Below are 15,269 nucleotides of genomic sequence, written 5' to 3'. Positions count from 1 at the left end.
AATGGCTGAAATCATTTGTATCGTTTGTCCAGTGGGCTGTCATCTTACAGTTGATGAAGAGAATGACTACAAAGTAACTGGCAATCAATGTAACAAGGGAGCAATCTACGGAAAACAAGAACTGCAAAATCCGGTAAGGACGGTCACTTCCACTATCAAAATCAAAGCCGGCAGTCATCCCCGTCTGCCAGTGAAAACCAGTGACACGATTCCTAAAGGAAAAATAACAGACATCATGACTTTAATCAATCAAACAGAAGTTACTGCTCCTGTTTCAGTTGGTGACGTAATTATTCCAAATATTTTAGACACTGGGGTCGATATCGTGGCCACAAGGAGCATGTCGTAAAAATAGCGACCTCCAAATGTTAGATTTTTGGTCTAACTTTTGGGGGTCGTTTCAATTTTAAGACTGTTTTTCTAATTCTCAATGAAAGTATCTTTTTTAGCTTTTTGATAGACATAGGAAATGGCTAGGCAAATGATACTGATATATAAAACGATGATAAACACAAAGATGAAGCTGAAATGTAGTAATATGTCTAAAGTGCTATATATTTTTAGAAACTTTGAAAACAAGAAAATAACAACCAACATCAACACGGGTAATGGTATCACAAAGCGAGTGATAATCTTCCTTTTCTCGATTTTAAATATATTACCTGATAATGTACTATCCATACCAACCGCTTGATACAGAAAAAGGTCTGATTTTCTTTTTAAAAATAAATTATAAAAGGCAAAGTAACATCTGTCTTGAAATCAAAAAAATGTTTAGCCTCAGCAAGATTGCGAGCTAAAGTTACTGAATAACCCTCATTTTCTAAAAACGTTTTGATACCAAATCCTAGAGTTTCATCATCTTCCAGTAAAAATATCTTGGCTTGTCCCATCCTCTTTTCCTTTCTAAGTCTCTACTTATTTTTCTTTTATTAAAACGAACACCCTCGTTGTTTGCTGCTTTTTAAATCAGGAATAAACAACTTTAGCTTAACTTTACAGGATAAATATTTAGGGTGCAACTTTACTTTCGACCAGCTTCTTCCCTATCTAAAAACTCAGTATTTAAAAAACAAATCCATCAAAAAATCTTGAAACTAATTCCGTGCTTGAGTTGTGTTCTTATTGTTTGTTAATCCATTACGTTAGCGCTTATGATTAATTTAACTGTGCTTTCCCAAAAATAATGTTAAGGCATTTTATCATGAACTTAGTTGCCAATGAAAATGAAAAAAACCGAAAAGAGGAACTTCCCTCTTTCCAGTTTTTTTATAACTTGATTAATTTAGCTATTTGACTACGCTCGGCATCTTCGATTTTCATCTTGATATAAGCGATGGTCTCCGTCAAATCTGGTATTGTTTTATACTCTAAAGAATTCACTCGACGTCTGGTCGCAATGATTTCTTCCCCTATCAGAAAACATTTTTTTTCAAGTTCTGCCAGCTTCACCAAATTTTCACTTAGTTCTTCCTGATCCACCTCTAGCTCTTTGATAACAATTGGGGTATAGTAACTGCTTGTCTCCCCACCAACGGGGACTGAGTTTTTGTCAGGCAGTTCGGCTAGCCGGTAGCTGGGAACACGTACTCCCAGCACATGATGCAAAGAAGTGCTTACATCCATTTGGAATTGGGAAGCATTTAAACTGTGCTGCAAAAAACGATCATCAGATTCGATACTTGCGTGCTGATAGTTTTTAAACAACGTTCCCAATCTTTCTTCTACGATTCGGCGCTGAATCACCGCTTCTTCCGTCATCTCTCTGAAATTTCTGACTAAAGAATCCTGTTTTTCTTTCAATAACGTATGTCCGCGAGTGGCGATTTGAAGCCGGTCAGTTAAATTTCTCAACTCCACCCTCGTCGGATTGACATTTAATCGGGCCATTCTATCACCCCTTAATAATATTGCTCCAAGTAAGTACTGCGAATCCGTTTCAATTGATTTTTTGGAAGCATCCGCAATAATTTCCAGCCTAAATTCAATGTTTCTTCGATAGTACGATTTTCATAAAATCCTTGATCAATATATTCCCTTTCAAAAGCCCGCGAAAAGGCTGCATACTGATGGTCAAGTTCAGTTAAGGCGCTGTCGCCCAAGATACTGGCTAATTCGATTGTTTCTTTCCCTTTTGCATAAGAAGCAAACAGTTGATTCATCACGTCTGCATGGTCTTCTCTAGTTTTATCCTTACCGATACCTTTATCCTTCAGCCGCGAAAGACTTGGCAAAACATCAATCGGCGGACGGTACTCAAGTTTGGATAAATCTCTGGAAAGAATGATTTGCCCCTCCGTGATATAACCAGTCAAGTCAGGAATCGGATGGGTCTTGTCATCTTCGGGCATGGATAAAATCGGCATCATTGTAATAGAACCGACTTTATTCTGCAAGCGTCCGGCACGTTCGTAGATACTCGCTAAATCAGTATACATATAGCCAGGGTAGCCTCGTCTTGAGGGAACCTCTTTTCTTGACGCCGATACTTCACGCAAAGCCTCACAGTAATTACTCATGTCCGTCATGATAACCAGCACATGCATATCTAAATCAAAGGCCAGATATTCTGCGGCTGCTAGAGCCATCCTCGGGGCGGACAATCGCTCGATGGCGGGGTCGTCGGCCAGATTCATAAATAGAACTGAACGTTCGATAGCACCAGTCCGGGTAAATTCATCAATAAAGAAGCGAGATTCTTCAAATGAAATTCCCATGGCACAAAAAACGACGGCAAAATTTATATCGTCTTCCAGCACTTGCGCTTGTCTGGCAATTTGTGCCGCCAATTCATTATGGGGCAGACCTGAACCAGAAAAAATCGGCAGCTTTTGACCAACCACGAGCGTATTCACACCGTCAATGGCACTTATCCCTGTTTGGATAAACTGGTTAGGGTATTGACGCAACACCGGATTCATCACACTTCCATTGATATCCCGGCGTTCGTATGTCAGCAAATCAGGACCATTGTCTATCAAACGGCCTTGCCCATCAAAAATTCTGCCCACCATTTCTCGAGAGACGTTTAGACTGACTGGACGTCCTCTAAAACGTAGCTTAGCTTCATCAGGATTTAGACCGATATTAGAATCATACAGCTGGATGACCGCATAATCCCCTTCGATCTCCAGCACTTTTCCCACCCGAACATCATTTTCACTCTGATAAATTTCAACTTCTTCGTCGTAGGCGATATCAGAAACACCTTCGACAATCAGCAGTGGACCGGCAATTTTTTGAATATTTTTAAATTCCTTCAATAATCTGGTCCTCCTTTAAACTTTCGGCAATTTGCGACAATTCTTCTTCATTTTCTTTGATGATTTGACGAATCTTATCCAAATGAGTTTCATCGATATACTTCATCTGTCCGATTTTTTGAATACTCTCTCCGTTTAAAATATCTGCGATATAGACATGTTCATGCATCAGAGCATCCCGCGCCTCGGCAAAAAACTCCATGATACACGTCAGCATCAGCATCTGTTTCGTGTGGGAAGTAAACATATCTTCTTCCACAAACGCATTTTGCTGAAGAAAATCTTCTCTAAGCATCCGGGCGATCTCCAGTTTTAAAACTTCAAAATCCGATAGCCCGTCTTTTCCAATTAATTGAACGACTTCCTGTAACTGTTGTTCTTCTTTTAACAAAGCCATGGCACGTTTTCGATATTTAGGAAAATTCCGATTCACTTGCCTGCGCATATAATGGTCCACTCTCTCTTGATACAAAGAATAACTTTCCAGCCAATCAATGGCAGGAAAATGTCTGGCATAAGCCAAACTTGAATCAAGGGCCCAGAACACTTTAGCTACTCTTAATGTGGCTTGGGTGACTGGCTCGGATAAATCTCCCCCTGCAGGAGAAACAGCACCAATCATTGTCACAGAGCCTTCTCTTGTCTTTTCGCCTAAACATTTGACGATACCCGCCCGCTCATAGACTTGCGCCAGACGAGATGCTAGATAAGCGGGATACCCTTCATCACCGGGCATCTCTTGTAAACGTCCGCTCATCTCACGCAGAGCTTCCGCCCATCTTGAAGTAGAATCTGCCATAAGCGACACATCATAGCCCATGTCTCTAAAATACTCTGCAATCGTGATACCAGTATAAATAGAAGCTTCACGAGCCGCCACAGGCATATTTGACGTGTTAGCAATCAAAACCGTCTTGTTCATCAGCGGTTCTTTCGTTTTCGGGTCGATCAACTCAGGAAATTCATATAACACATCTGTCATTTCATTTCCCCGCTCACCGCAACCAATATAAACGACCACATCTGAGTTAGACCACTTAGCCAACTGATGCTGAACCACTGTTTTTCCTGAACCGAAAGGACCGGGGATACAAGCCGTTCCCCCTTTTGCCACGGGGAAAAAGGTATCAATCACACGCTGTCCAGTGACCAATGGAACTTCAGGTAGACCTTTTCCTTTATAAGGCCGCTGTTTCCGAATCGGCCAATATTGACGCATAACAACCCCTTGCTCCTGTTCATCATCTTTTAAGACGGTGGCAATCCTCTCAATGATTGTATATTCTCCGTCAGCAATCCAGTTGACAACACCTGCCACTCCCTCGGGTACAAGGATGTAGTGCTTAAATTTATTTTCCATCACATAACCGAGATAATCTCCCGGAATGACCCTCTGACCTATTGTTGCGATGGGATGAAAATACCACTTGCGTTTATCATTTAAAGTCGTAATTTTTGAGCCTCTAGTCAAGTAATACCCTTCTTGGGCTGCAAATTCTTTTAAATCACGGCCGATACCATCCAGCATACTTGATAAAAGTCCCGGTCCCAGTTCCACACTGAGGGGACGATGTTGGGAAACGACTTTTTCTCCCAACTTTATGCCAGACGTTTCCTCATAGACCTGGATAGAAACTTTATCGTCATTGACTTCAATGATTTCTCCAAGTAATTCCAAATCAGAAACTAGCACTGTATCAAAAAGACGGGCATTTTTAATCCCGTTTGCCACTACTAAGGGGCCGGATACTTTGATTATTTGTCCATCTTGCAAACGTCTTCCTCCTAACTAATTGTGACGCCTAAAGCTTCTTCCGTCAGTTCTTTGAGTCTCTTTTGCGCCAGTTGATGATGGTGCAGCTGATTAGAGAGAACACTTATAGCCACTTCGAATTCCTTATTATACTGTTGAATAACATCCTGATAGTCCTGATAAATTGCTTCGGTAACAAAAATAATATTGATTCCCCCATGCTGAAGCTGACGGACCAGATGTTTGAAGTCTCCATTTTTCTCAAGAGTAACGACCTCAAGACCTAAAGTTTTCATCATTCCTTCTGTCTTCTCATAACTTAAATAGACAACTTTAGCCATTTATCGTCCTCACCCTTTCCAATACTTCTTTATTCGGCAAATGATACAATTTGCTCTTTAAAATCAGTCGTAGATTAAACAACTCATACACTTTTTCCAGACTGTAAGTAAAAATACCTTCCAGACCAATCGTTTGATAACGATAGGTTTGGTAATTTTCGATTAACCAGTTATCAAATCTTTTTTCTAGTTCGATCGGGTGAAATCTATCCCGAAAAACATCTTGATAAAATGAGTGCTGCAGCCAGCGAATCCCTTCTTTTAATCGTAAACTTTCTAAATGATCTAAATCTGCCCGCGAAAAATTCCCATAAGCATACTCTTTAAAAGTGATTTGATGATTTGAATGACGAAAATAATCATTTAGAAAAAACTCATCAATCCTGCTTTTGGCGTAGCTGGAGATGATCGGATGCAGGCCGTTTTGGGCGTATTTGCTATACTCAGCTAACACTTTTTCATCTAAGTTTTGATAACCTGTGCCCTGATTTTTCTGGAAAATATCCCGCTTAACAAAAAGAACTTTCAAATATTCATCGGGAAAATTCAGCTGAAACAATGTTTCCTCCAGCTTTGCCAGATTATCCTGATACAGGTCATCGATTGTTTCAACGGTGACCTCCCCTCGAAGGGAATAATCAAAGCGAGCGAGAAATCTGCGGATATCCTCCCATTGATTTAATTGAATCAACTCATGAAAATCAGATTTTTTCAGCAGTTTTTTCTGCATATACACCACTTGGATGTTAGACATTAGAAAGTCATCTAATTGTTTACTTTTTCTCATCATGCTCATCCTCGAATAAGTAGTCCATCATCTGGTTAGTCATTTCCTGTTTCCTGTAGCGCATGACTTGGTTCATATCATAGTTGATATCAAAAGTTTTGTAGCATAAGAGGAAACCGATTTTCAACTCCTCTTTCAGCCTGATGTCATACTCGTGGCCAAAACGTGAACGGGCACTTTCAAAACGGGAAGGTCCAATAAAGATAACCGGATGCTCATCATGCTGACCTAAAAAACGGGACATCCAATCGAAAAATATCTCATCAGGCAAATCATGAAAGTATTGAACACATTTTTCCAACTCTTGATCGATTAATTTTTGTCTAAATTCATTGACTCTTAGTTGTTCCGACATTGAGATGCGAATCATCTCCTGTCTTTTTTCCGCATTCAATTTCCTGCGGTAGCGAGACTTTCGTTGCTCTAACCGGGCAACCCCTTCATCAAAGATTTTTTGATAAGCTTCATCTGCCTTTTGTTGAGCAGAAACAAAGAAGGCAGTTTCTTTTTTTAGCTCTCTTTCTTCGAGATTTTCGATGATGTTTGATAGATTTCCATATCTCATCAGAAACTCACCGTATTCAAAATAATCAAGGAGCTAACGAACGCCAGTAATGCGTAAGTCTCCACCATGATTGTATAAATAATCGTCTTGGTCATCTGCTCTTCGTCACGGGCCAGTAAGGCAATACCGTTGACTGAAATACGACCTTGGGCCAAAGCACTTGGATAGCCGACGATAGCCATTGGCAGACAGGCCGCTAATACAAACAGGCCTTCTTGTAATGGCATGGATGCTGAAAGACGTGCCAGACACATAATAGCAATAACGAAACCGTAAAGTCCCTGGGAAGCCGGCAGCAACTGAATAATCAGTGTTTTACCAAATTTTTCAGGTTCTTCTGCCATCAAGCCAGAAGCCGCATCACCGACCATCCCCACACCTTTAGCACTTCCGCTTCCCGGTATGATGATGACTAAAGCCATACCTAAAACGGCCATGATGATACCGCCATTTTCTATAAAAAATTCTGTGAATTTCATTTATCTTCCTCCTGAATGATATTAATATATGTGTTGGGACTTCTAAATTCATGGAATCTCTTTCCTCCACCAACATAAAATTTCCCGAAAAATTCAACATAAGTCAAACGCGCCGAGTGCACATAGGAACTTAACCCGCTGATCCCCAAATTAAAGGTATGTCCTCCGACAAAGACGATTGCACCGGCAATCACGCCGATAACACCAAAGCCGCTCAGCATTTCAACAATCAAGTTGAAAGCAAACCCGATGGAAGCACCGGCCAAGCCTAGAGCCATCAGACGGGAGTACGATAAAACATCTCCGATATAACCTGTCATGCCATACAAGCTGTACAAGCCGCTGGCAAGCTTACCAAAAGGTGTTTTGGCATCTCGTCCGTTTGTCAATACGATGCCTACCATCCCGGCGATGAGAATAATCGTTCCCACTTGAGTATATGGTTCAAGTAAAGGAGTAAACATTTGGGAGACTAATATGATGGCGCCGCCCAAAGCTAAATACCAAAAGATAACATCAAACAAAACATACCAGGGCTGTTTCCATTTGATAAAAAGATAGCCTTTGATTGCCAGACCGATGAACAAATGACCGATCCCAAAACAAATCGAAAAAATCAAGACAGTCATAAAGTCTTTGTTGATATCTAAAAGTCCTTTAACTCGAATAAGTCCGCCGAAGAAAGAACCGTAAGCCCAGCCGATTAAAATGGTTGGAACACTCAGGCACATCAAAAATCGAATGAAATTTGCGGTACTTTCTTTAAATGACCCGAATTTAAGGGCGAGAAGAGTAGCCAATCCCATCAGCAAACCATAACCGATATCTCCTAGCATCATTCCAAAAAAGATGGCGTAAAATGGCGTAAATAACGGTGTGGGGTCCAGTTCGTTATATCTAGGAAGAGAATACATATTAGTAATTCCTTCAAAGGCCCCAAAAAGTTTGTTGTTTTTTAATTTTATCGGAACATCTTCCGAGTCGATTGGTGTTTCTATAATGTCTACTACATAATGGTCGTCGGTAACTTGTTTGAGAAGCTGAACAAATGTTTCAGTATCAGAAGTGAAAATCCATCCATCAATCCGGGTCGTAGTTTCAGAAACCAAGAATTTTTCAACGGTTTCATAACGAAGCATTTCATTATTCAAGTATTCATAATAAAGTTGTAATTCCTCGCGGTAATTACCAATACTTCCTAAGCGATCCTCAATAGTTTTTCTTTTTTCAATGAGTTGAGTTAACTGATATTGCAGTTCTTTCATGTCATCAGTTATTTGAAGTGACTTGCTGCTGCGTTTTTCGAAGTGATATTTATCAAGGATGATATCAATTTGTGCTCTTTTATCTATCCCGGGGAGAATCACCACCACATTCAGGTGATTCGCTAAAGTTTTCGTCATGTAAAAAGTATTGCCGATTTTTTCCAGATCTTTGGCAAAACCCTCATAGTCTTTTTTATCTACTGTACCAATAATTGGTTTTTCTTTACTTAATTGAATGATTTCTTCACTGCTCATCCGGACATTTTCGTTCCACGGACGGTAATACTCAAAATCAGCAATTGTTTTTTTCGATGCATCGTAATACTTGTCATAAGTATCCAGCAGCATTTCAATGTCGATATGCTGACATCTCTGAATAAGCTCATCGAAAGTGATGGATAATACGGGTTGCTTTTTTCTTTTTTTCTTTACTTTTTGACTCTTTTCAATCTTTTTGATTGCATTCAATATGTCTTTTAAATGTTCACGCATGAATCGATTTCTCTCAAAGTCGTAAGCACTTCTTTCATTCTTAAAAAAAGACGTTCCCTCAGAAGAGATATCTTTAAAAGAAATGTTTTTATAGTGCTGCAGCCTTTCAAGAAGCGGTTCAACATGCTCATTTAGAAGAATGAGTTGAAATTCACTCATCTTTACTATGGCCATAACCGAATATCTCCTTTATTAATTCTTCTCTGGCGTAACTTTTATTTTCTTCATACTGCTTACGATAAAACTCTATTTCATTTTCAACTTGTTGAGCCATTGAAATCTTATAAGCTTCGACTTCTTCTTCAACTTGTTTTCGCCAGGTGGATTCTTCTTGATCAAAATCATGATTCATGTCTTGCACTAATTTATGCGCCCGTTGTTTAGCGTCGCGAATCAACTTTGATTCTTTTTCAAGAAGAACAGATTGATTTTCATCCGTCTTTCTTGCTATTGTCTCAAGTTGCTGCATTTCTTTTTCCAAAAATCCAGAACCCCCTTCCTGTCATTCAGTGATCAGCAAGTGTTTATTTTTTTATTATAACCTGCCAAATTTTAACACTATATCTCTAGTATAAATAAAATTTTATAACGGATTCAATAAAAAGACAAGATTCTCATAATTTTATTAGATTTATTTCTTTAAAAAATCTAACAATACCAAAGCTTTAGATGACAAAACCAATAATTCATGAGTTTATCTTAATTTTAAAATACGTCCAGTATTTTTCTTCTTCTCTTAAAAAAAAGAATTTTGTATTAAAAATATATTATCGAATTATAAAATGACTAGAACCTCTATTATAGAACAATTTTCACCTATTAAACAAGGTTAATCCCTTAAAGAGTCCTCTGATCAAATTAAAAACAGTCCTGAAAAGCTATCAGGACTGTAAATAAAATATAGATTTTTTATTTTGTGAAATTATCAAAATAACCTTGAATATAGACTATTGGTGTACCTTTATCACCACTGCCAGATGTCAAGTCTGCCAGAGAACCAATCAGGTCGGTCAATCTCCGAGGAGTTGTTCCTTGTGCCTCCATAGCGCCGGTCAAGTCATCACCTTTATTATGGATATGCTGTTTGATAGCTTCTTCTAATTCGGCACCATCTAGGTCAGAAAAATTATTGTCTGCCAAATATTTTAATTTCACTTCATTAGGTTTTCCTTCCAAGCCTGATGTATAGGCTGGAGAAACTACAGGGTCGGCTAACTCCCAAATTTTTCCTACAGGGTCTTTAAACGCACCATCACCGTAAACCATGACTTCTACGTCTTTCCCAGTTTCTTTTTTGAAAATTGACTGAATAGTGTCAACTACCGGCTGGCTTTCCCGAGGAAATAATTTTACCCCGTCTTCAGTAGACTTATTAGAACCTAACAAACCGTACTGTTCATTATAGCCGCTGCCATCCACTGACTCAGATAAAATATTGTCTAAAGTATAAACTTTTTCTGCCCCGTTTTGTTCTAATATTCTTTTCGTACGGTAACGTGTGTGAATATCACAAGCGAGGATATTTTTTGTATAATTTAAAATCGTTTTCGGTTTTTGAGAAAACACCACTTCACATTGTGCGCCCTCAGCCGAAATCAATTCTTTATAATACTCTATATAGTCAACACCGGTAAAACGATGCTGATTAAATCCGAACAAATCGCGGAATTCTTTTTCAGTCAGCACGTCGGTCCAAGGATTGACTCCTTTTTCGTCCAGCATGTCGAGAGTAATTAAATGGTTGCCAACTTCATCAGAAGGGTAACTTAACATCAGCACGATTTTTTTTGCCCCTCGTGCAATCCCTCTTAAACAATTAGCAAATCGATTGCGGCTCAAGATCGGAAAAATGACTCCGATAGTATCATCAGCAAACTTACTTTTAATATCCGTTGCAATTTGGTCTATGCTAGCATAATTATTTTGGGCACGGGCAACGATTGATTCGGTAATCGCAACAATATCCTGATCAAGGATATCGAAATTTTCGGCTGCCGCTGCTCGTAAAATACTGTCTACTACAATTCGTTCAATGTTATCTCCAGTTTTGATGATAGGGCAACGAATACCTCTTGACACTGTTCCAACTGTTCGTTCCACTAAAGATCGCTCCTTTTAGACTCAATGGTCTCATAAAATATCATTACCCTAGTACTATACACGTTTTATGACCATAAGTAAAATAAATTTAAGTCAATTGAACCGGTATTATTTATCACAGCTAAATTTTAAAACTAAACAATCTTTTCCAAGATGTAAGAAGACCTTGTCCCCAGAAAAAAAACTTGCAATGTCTAGTAAAGTAACCAACAACTGGACAAAAACAATGGATTAAAAGAAACAAATAATATGTAGCTTTCGGCAATAATTTTTCAATTAATTCGTATTCCTACTCTTCAAACATTTCTGCCAAAAACCCTACCGTTAATTGTTCTTTTTCTTTTTGAGAAAATTCCCGGTGAATCTTACCATCCTTTAAAAGAATCAGCCGATTTCCATATGTTATGGCATCCTCCAGCCGATGAGTAATCATCAAACACGTCAGATTTTTTTCTCTGATTCGTTCATCTGTCAATGCCATCAACGACCGAGCGGTTTTGGGGTCTAACGCTGCAGTGTGTTCATCCAGCAGCAGCAAATCTGGTATGGTGATGGTGGCCATAATCAAGCTCAATGCCTGACGCTGTCCCCCAGAAAGCTGACCTGTGGGCACATCCAAGTGCTTCTCCAGTCCATTGCCGATTTGGCTAGTGAGCTGATAAAATTTTTCCTTATGTTGTGCCAGCTGACGATTTTTAAACAACCTTTTTTTTCCGCGAAGTGTGGCCAGTAATAAATTTTCGGATACAGTCATTCGAGGAGCGGTGCCCATTTTAGGGTCTTGAAACACTCGTCCGATATATTTTGCACGCTCTTCTTCTTTCTGCTGACTAACTTCTTGATTGTTTAATTTCACATGACCCTCAGTCAGCATCAAACTACCGGAAATACTATTGAAAAGTGTTGATTTTCCAGCACCATTACCACCTAAGACGACCACAAAGTCACCCTTTTTCACTTTTAAATTCACATGATCGAGAATATTTCGGGTCGCTTCAAATTCCCCTTTGATTGTTTTCGTCGCATTGACTAATTCTAAAACAGTCTCTGTCATCTGCTATCCCCTGCCTTTCTTCACAAATTTTCGTGTGGAAATCTGCGGCAGAATTAAAAACAGCGCTAAGATAGCTGAAGAAAAGATTTTTAAATAGTTGGTATCTACTCCTAGCTTGATTACGCCTAAAATAAGCAATTGATAAAAAATACTTCCCACAACGATGGCGACTAATCGTTCACCTAAACGCAATTCGCCAAAAACAACCTCACCAATGATGATTGACGCAAGCCCAATAACAATTACACCAATCCCTTTACTCATGTCGGCACTGCCCTCATACTGTGCCATCAAGGAACCTGAAAGAGCAATGATGCCGTTGGAAATAGACAATCCCAGTAATTTCATATTATCAGTTTTAATCCCTAAAGATTTCGCCATAGATTCATTATCTCCTGTAGCGATGTATCCTTGCCCCAATTGTGTATGAAAAAAGAAAAATAAGAATAAAACAATGAGCGCCACGGCAATCAAACCAATCAAAATCGTATCATAATTTTTCGGCAAGCCAGAACCGGACAAAAAATCACTCAGACGGCGATGATTTAGTAAAGATAAATTTGAACGCTTCATCACAAAAAGCATGACCGACTGCAACGCAGACATCACCAATATCCCGGATAAAATGACCGGAACTTTCCCTTTAGTATAAAGCAGACCTGTCGCTAATCCTGCCAGCATGCCGGCAAGAATACCTAAAACAGTCGCTGGCACTGGATGAATCCCCATCGTGATGGCAGTGACACTCACTGCCCCGCCTAGGGGAAAAGAACCCTCAGCTGTCATATCTGGGAAATTTAATATCCGGTAAGTCATAAAAATCCCCAAACCTAAAATCGACATTAATAACCCCTGTCCAATACTTAATATCATTAGTCATCTTCCCCCTTGATAAAAATCGCTTCATCCTGATACTTTTCAGGTAATTGAAGATTGAAAAATGCCAACTGTTTCTCATTGACAACTAACTCTCCTGTCTTGTAGGCATAGACCGGTGTCGTCGCCGGATCGCTTTTTCCATCCAGCACATCTGCTGCCATCTCACCAGTCTTTTCACCTAAAGCATACTGGTTGATGCCAATCGTCGCCAGACCGCCTTCGACCACCATCGTATCCACCGCAGGAAAAATCGGAACTTTATGTTGATTGGCGATTTGGACAACGGTTGAAATGGCATTGGCAATTGTATTGTCTGTCGGGATATAAATCACATCCACTTCACTTGCCATGACCGTTACCATCTGAGTAATTTCATTGGTGGAAGGCACTCCATATAACTTTGCTTCAAGGCCCATTTTTTGAGCTTTATCTTTTACGATTTCCACCTGACTTTTAGAATTATCTTCAGATAACGAATATAAAATTCCCATGGTTTCCGCGTCAGGAAGCAATTCTGTTAAAAATGCCAGCTGCTCGTCTACTGGCGATTCCAAGCTGACACCAGTGATATTTCCTCCGGGTTTGGCATTAGACGCCACTAGCCCTGCCTGTTGCGGATTAGTGATACCGCCAAGGATAATCGGAAGCTCTTCTGTTTGATTAGCCAATGCTTGGACAGCAGAGGTGCCAATGCCAACAAATATATCTGATCCCTTATCCAACAACTGCTGGCTCATGACCCCCAGTTTATTTTGATCCCCTTGCCCGTTTAAATAATGGATGGTGACTGTTTCTCCATCCTTGTAACCTCTTTTTGCTAAATAATCTACTGTTCCCCGATGAATATCGTCAAGTCCGGGATGGGTAATATATTGTAAAATCCCAACTGTGGGAAGGTCTGTTTCTCCCTTGACCTTCGTTGAACTTGGCAGGAGGCCTCCATCAATCAATCCGTAAATCAGAAAGGCACAGACGAAACTGAAGACTGCAAGCACAACAGAATTATTCGTTAGTCGTTTCATCCACTTTCTCCTCCTTTTCTCCTGTAACAAATGTTGCCTCTTCTTGACGTTTTTTCGACAGTGTCACGTTGAAACGGGCCATCTGCTTTTCATTGACAATCAAATCACCTGTTTTAAACGTATAAACTGGGGTGGTCGCAGGTTCGCTCTTTTCTTCCAGTATATCGGCAACCATCTCTCCTGTTTGAAGGCCTAACTCGTACTGATTGATGCCGATAGTGGCCAGTCCCCCTTCTGCCACCATTGTATCCACTGAAGGAATGATAGGAATGTTTTCCTGATTGGCAATTTGTGTGACTGTAGGCATCACATTGGCGATTGTATTGTCCGTCGGGATATAGATGACATCCACCTCACCTGCCATGACTGACACCATCTGAGTAATTTCATTGGTGGAAGGAATCGCATAACGCTTGGTTTCCAGCCCTCTTTTTTTAGCCTCTTTTTCCACCATTTGTACTTGAAACTCTGAATTATCTTCTGCTAATGAAAATAAGATACCGATTTTTTGGGCTTCCGGCAATATTTCTTTCAGTAATTCAATTTGACTGTTCACTGGCGACTGATCGCTGACACCGGTGATGTTTCCGCCGGGTTTTTCATTAGAAGCCACCAAGCCGGCACTTTCAGGATTAGTGATGGCTCCCAATATGATGGGGATATCTTTGGTGACATTAGCCAAAGATTGGGCAGCTGGTGTGGCAATACCGACCAAAACATCAGATTTTTTATCTAACAACTGTTGGCTCATCATCGTCAGTTTATTATGATCCGCCTGACCATTTTGAAATTCGATTGTCACGGTCTTACCGTCTTGAAAGCCCCTTTCTTCTAAACGATCCACCATCCCTTGATAAATTTGATCTAGCGCAGGGTGGCTGACAAATTGCAAAACACCAACAGTGGGAATCTCAGTGACCGCCTTTTTTTCATTTTCAGCTGGTTCATTTTTCCCAGCAATAAACCCATACGTTAAAATTCCCAAAAGTGCAGCAATCGCTACTAATAATCTCTTGTTCATCTCATTTAACCTCCAATAAAATAATAAAAAAAAACAATAACCAAAACTAATGTTAGTGTGGTTATTGTGTCATACAAAAACCCACATAGACTATCCGCTCTATGTGGGTTCAATTATTTATAATCAAATAAATCATTACCGACATAGATACAAAATTTAGATGTACTCTAAAGTTGTATCTACGATATCTTCAATCAAAGAAATCATACATACAACCATCTACGCCAGTTTTGCCAAGCCTTATTCAC

At 39.7% G+C, this 15,269-nt stretch carries 16 protein-coding genes; 1 reads left to right on the top strand and 15 read right to left on the bottom strand.

Translation table 11 applies throughout. From position 1 onward, the window contains the following. Position 1: 1 nt before the first annotated feature. Entirely contained in the window at positions 2-349 is a 348-nt protein-coding gene (locus CBF29_RS04565; protein ID WP_126807835.1) for a DUF1667 domain-containing protein, read from the top strand. Positions 350-719: 370 nt separating this feature from the next. On the opposite strand, the gene CBF29_RS04560 is transcribed toward CBF29_RS04565, so the two are convergent. The 15 genes from CBF29_RS04560 to trpX (CBF29_RS04490) all read right to left on the bottom strand — a co-directional run bounded on the left by CBF29_RS04560 (position 720) and on the right by trpX (CBF29_RS04490) (position 15,021). Beyond that, the gene (locus tag CBF29_RS04560) at positions 720-893 is read right to left on the bottom strand and encodes a response regulator (protein ID WP_126807833.1); all 174 of its coding nucleotides are present in this window, start codon (positions 891-893) and stop codon (positions 720-722) included. Between the two features lie 376 nt (positions 894-1,269). Beyond that, the gene (locus CBF29_RS04555; RefSeq protein WP_126807831.1) at positions 1,270-1,890 is read right to left on the bottom strand and encodes a V-type ATP synthase subunit D; all 621 of its coding nucleotides are present in this window, start codon (positions 1,888-1,890) and stop codon (positions 1,270-1,272) included. A gap of 11 nt (positions 1,891-1,901) precedes the next feature. After that, on the bottom strand, positions 1,902-3,263 hold the full coding sequence (locus CBF29_RS04550; RefSeq protein WP_126807829.1) for a V-type ATP synthase subunit B: 1,362 nt from the start codon (positions 3,261-3,263) through the stop codon (positions 1,902-1,904). After that, entirely contained in the window at positions 3,250-5,037 is a 1,788-nt protein-coding gene (locus tag CBF29_RS04545) for a V-type ATP synthase subunit A (protein ID WP_126807827.1), read from the bottom strand. The genes CBF29_RS04550 and CBF29_RS04545 overlap by 14 nt, the downstream gene beginning before the upstream one ends. A gap of 11 nt (positions 5,038-5,048) precedes the next feature. Next, on the bottom strand, positions 5,049-5,357 hold the full coding sequence (locus CBF29_RS04540; protein ID WP_126807825.1) for a V-type ATP synthase subunit F: 309 nt from the start codon (positions 5,355-5,357) through the stop codon (positions 5,049-5,051). Further along, positions 5,350-6,144, bottom strand: coding sequence for a V-type ATPase subunit (locus CBF29_RS04535; RefSeq protein WP_170169991.1), 795 nt, complete (start codon positions 6,142-6,144; stop codon positions 5,350-5,352). The genes CBF29_RS04540 and CBF29_RS04535 overlap by 8 nt, the downstream gene beginning before the upstream one ends. Then, on the bottom strand, positions 6,131-6,709 hold the full coding sequence (locus CBF29_RS04530; protein ID WP_126807820.1) for a hypothetical protein: 579 nt from the start codon (positions 6,707-6,709) through the stop codon (positions 6,131-6,133). Before CBF29_RS04530 ends, CBF29_RS04535 begins: the two co-directional genes overlap by 14 nt. After that, positions 6,709-7,188, bottom strand: a complete 480-nt coding sequence (locus tag CBF29_RS04525; RefSeq protein ID WP_126807818.1) for a V-type ATP synthase subunit K — start codon at positions 7,186-7,188, stop codon at positions 6,709-6,711. Before CBF29_RS04525 ends, CBF29_RS04530 begins: the two co-directional genes overlap by 1 nt. Then, positions 7,185-9,119 carry a V-type ATP synthase subunit I gene (locus CBF29_RS04520; protein WP_126807816.1) on the bottom strand — a complete coding sequence of 645 codons (1,935 nt, stop codon included), beginning with the start codon at positions 9,117-9,119 and terminating at the stop codon, positions 7,185-7,187. The genes CBF29_RS04525 and CBF29_RS04520 overlap by 4 nt, the downstream gene beginning before the upstream one ends. Then, complete coding sequence (locus CBF29_RS04515; RefSeq protein ID WP_126807814.1) at positions 9,097-9,426, bottom strand: hypothetical protein; 330 nt, start codon at positions 9,424-9,426, stop codon at positions 9,097-9,099. Before CBF29_RS04515 ends, CBF29_RS04520 begins: the two co-directional genes overlap by 23 nt. Positions 9,427-9,854: 428 nt before the next feature. After that, a complete protein-coding gene (locus CBF29_RS04510) occupies positions 9,855-11,045 on the bottom strand; it encodes a coenzyme F420-0:L-glutamate ligase (RefSeq protein ID WP_126807812.1) in 1,191 nt (396 codons plus the stop codon). A gap of 289 nt (positions 11,046-11,334) precedes the next feature. Beyond that, positions 11,335-12,099 carry an ABC transporter ATP-binding protein gene (locus CBF29_RS04505; protein ID WP_126807810.1) on the bottom strand — a complete coding sequence of 255 codons (765 nt, stop codon included), beginning with the start codon at positions 12,097-12,099 and terminating at the stop codon, positions 11,335-11,337. Between the two features lie 3 nt (positions 12,100-12,102). Beyond that, entirely contained in the window at positions 12,103-12,972 is an 870-nt protein-coding gene (locus CBF29_RS04500; RefSeq protein ID WP_126807808.1) for an ABC transporter permease, read from the bottom strand. Next, entirely contained in the window at positions 12,972-14,000 is a 1,029-nt protein-coding gene (gene trpX / locus CBF29_RS04495; protein WP_126807806.1) for a tryptophan ABC transporter substrate-binding protein, read from the bottom strand. The genes CBF29_RS04500 and trpX (CBF29_RS04495) overlap by 1 nt, the downstream gene beginning before the upstream one ends. Then, positions 13,981-15,021: a tryptophan ABC transporter substrate-binding protein gene (gene trpX, locus CBF29_RS04490; protein WP_126807804.1), complete on the bottom strand. Its 1,041-nt coding sequence runs from the start codon at positions 15,019-15,021 to the stop codon at positions 13,981-13,983. The genes trpX (CBF29_RS04495) and trpX (CBF29_RS04490) overlap by 20 nt, the downstream gene beginning before the upstream one ends. Positions 15,022-15,269 lie beyond the last annotated feature (248 nt).

The sequence above is a fragment of the Vagococcus elongatus genome (assembly GCF_003987645.1).
Classification (GTDB): Bacteria; Bacillota; Bacilli; order Lactobacillales; family Vagococcaceae; genus Vagococcus_A; species Vagococcus_A elongatus.
Note: the sequence above shows the minus strand (reverse complement) of the source record. Positions and strands in the feature narration are given on the sequence as shown.

Coding starts and splice junctions, on each gene's coding strand:
- trpX (WP_126807804.1), bottom strand. CDS start 15,021: ATGAACAAGAGATTATTAGTAGCGATTGCTGCACTTTTGGGAATTTTA.
- CBF29_RS04560 (WP_126807833.1), bottom strand. CDS start 893: ATGGGACAAGCCAAGATATTTTTACTGGAAGATGATGAAACTCTAGGA.
- CBF29_RS04540 (WP_126807825.1), bottom strand. CDS start 5,357: ATGGCTAAAGTTGTCTATTTAAGTTATGAGAAGACAGAAGGAATGATG.
- CBF29_RS04535 (WP_170169991.1), bottom strand. CDS start 6,144: ATGAGAAAAAGTAAACAATTAGATGACTTTCTAATGTCTAACATCCAA.
- CBF29_RS04555 (WP_126807831.1), bottom strand. CDS start 1,890: ATGGCCCGATTAAATGTCAATCCGACGAGGGTGGAGTTGAGAAATTTA.
- CBF29_RS04565 (WP_126807835.1), top strand. CDS start 2: ATGGCTGAAATCATTTGTATCGTTTGTCCAGTGGGCTGTCATCTTACA.
- trpX (WP_126807806.1), bottom strand. CDS start 14,000: ATGAAACGACTAACGAATAATTCTGTTGTGCTTGCAGTCTTCAGTTTC.
- CBF29_RS04525 (WP_126807818.1), bottom strand. CDS start 7,188: ATGAAATTCACAGAATTTTTTATAGAAAATGGCGGTATCATCATGGCC.
- CBF29_RS04505 (WP_126807810.1), bottom strand. CDS start 12,099: ATGACAGAGACTGTTTTAGAATTAGTCAATGCGACGAAAACAATCAAA.
- CBF29_RS04530 (WP_126807820.1), bottom strand. CDS start 6,709: ATGAGATATGGAAATCTATCAAACATCATCGAAAATCTCGAAGAAAGA.
- CBF29_RS04520 (WP_126807816.1), bottom strand. CDS start 9,119: ATGGCCATAGTAAAGATGAGTGAATTTCAACTCATTCTTCTAAATGAG.
- CBF29_RS04500 (WP_126807808.1), bottom strand. CDS start 12,972: ATGATATTAAGTATTGGACAGGGGTTATTAATGTCGATTTTAGGTTTG.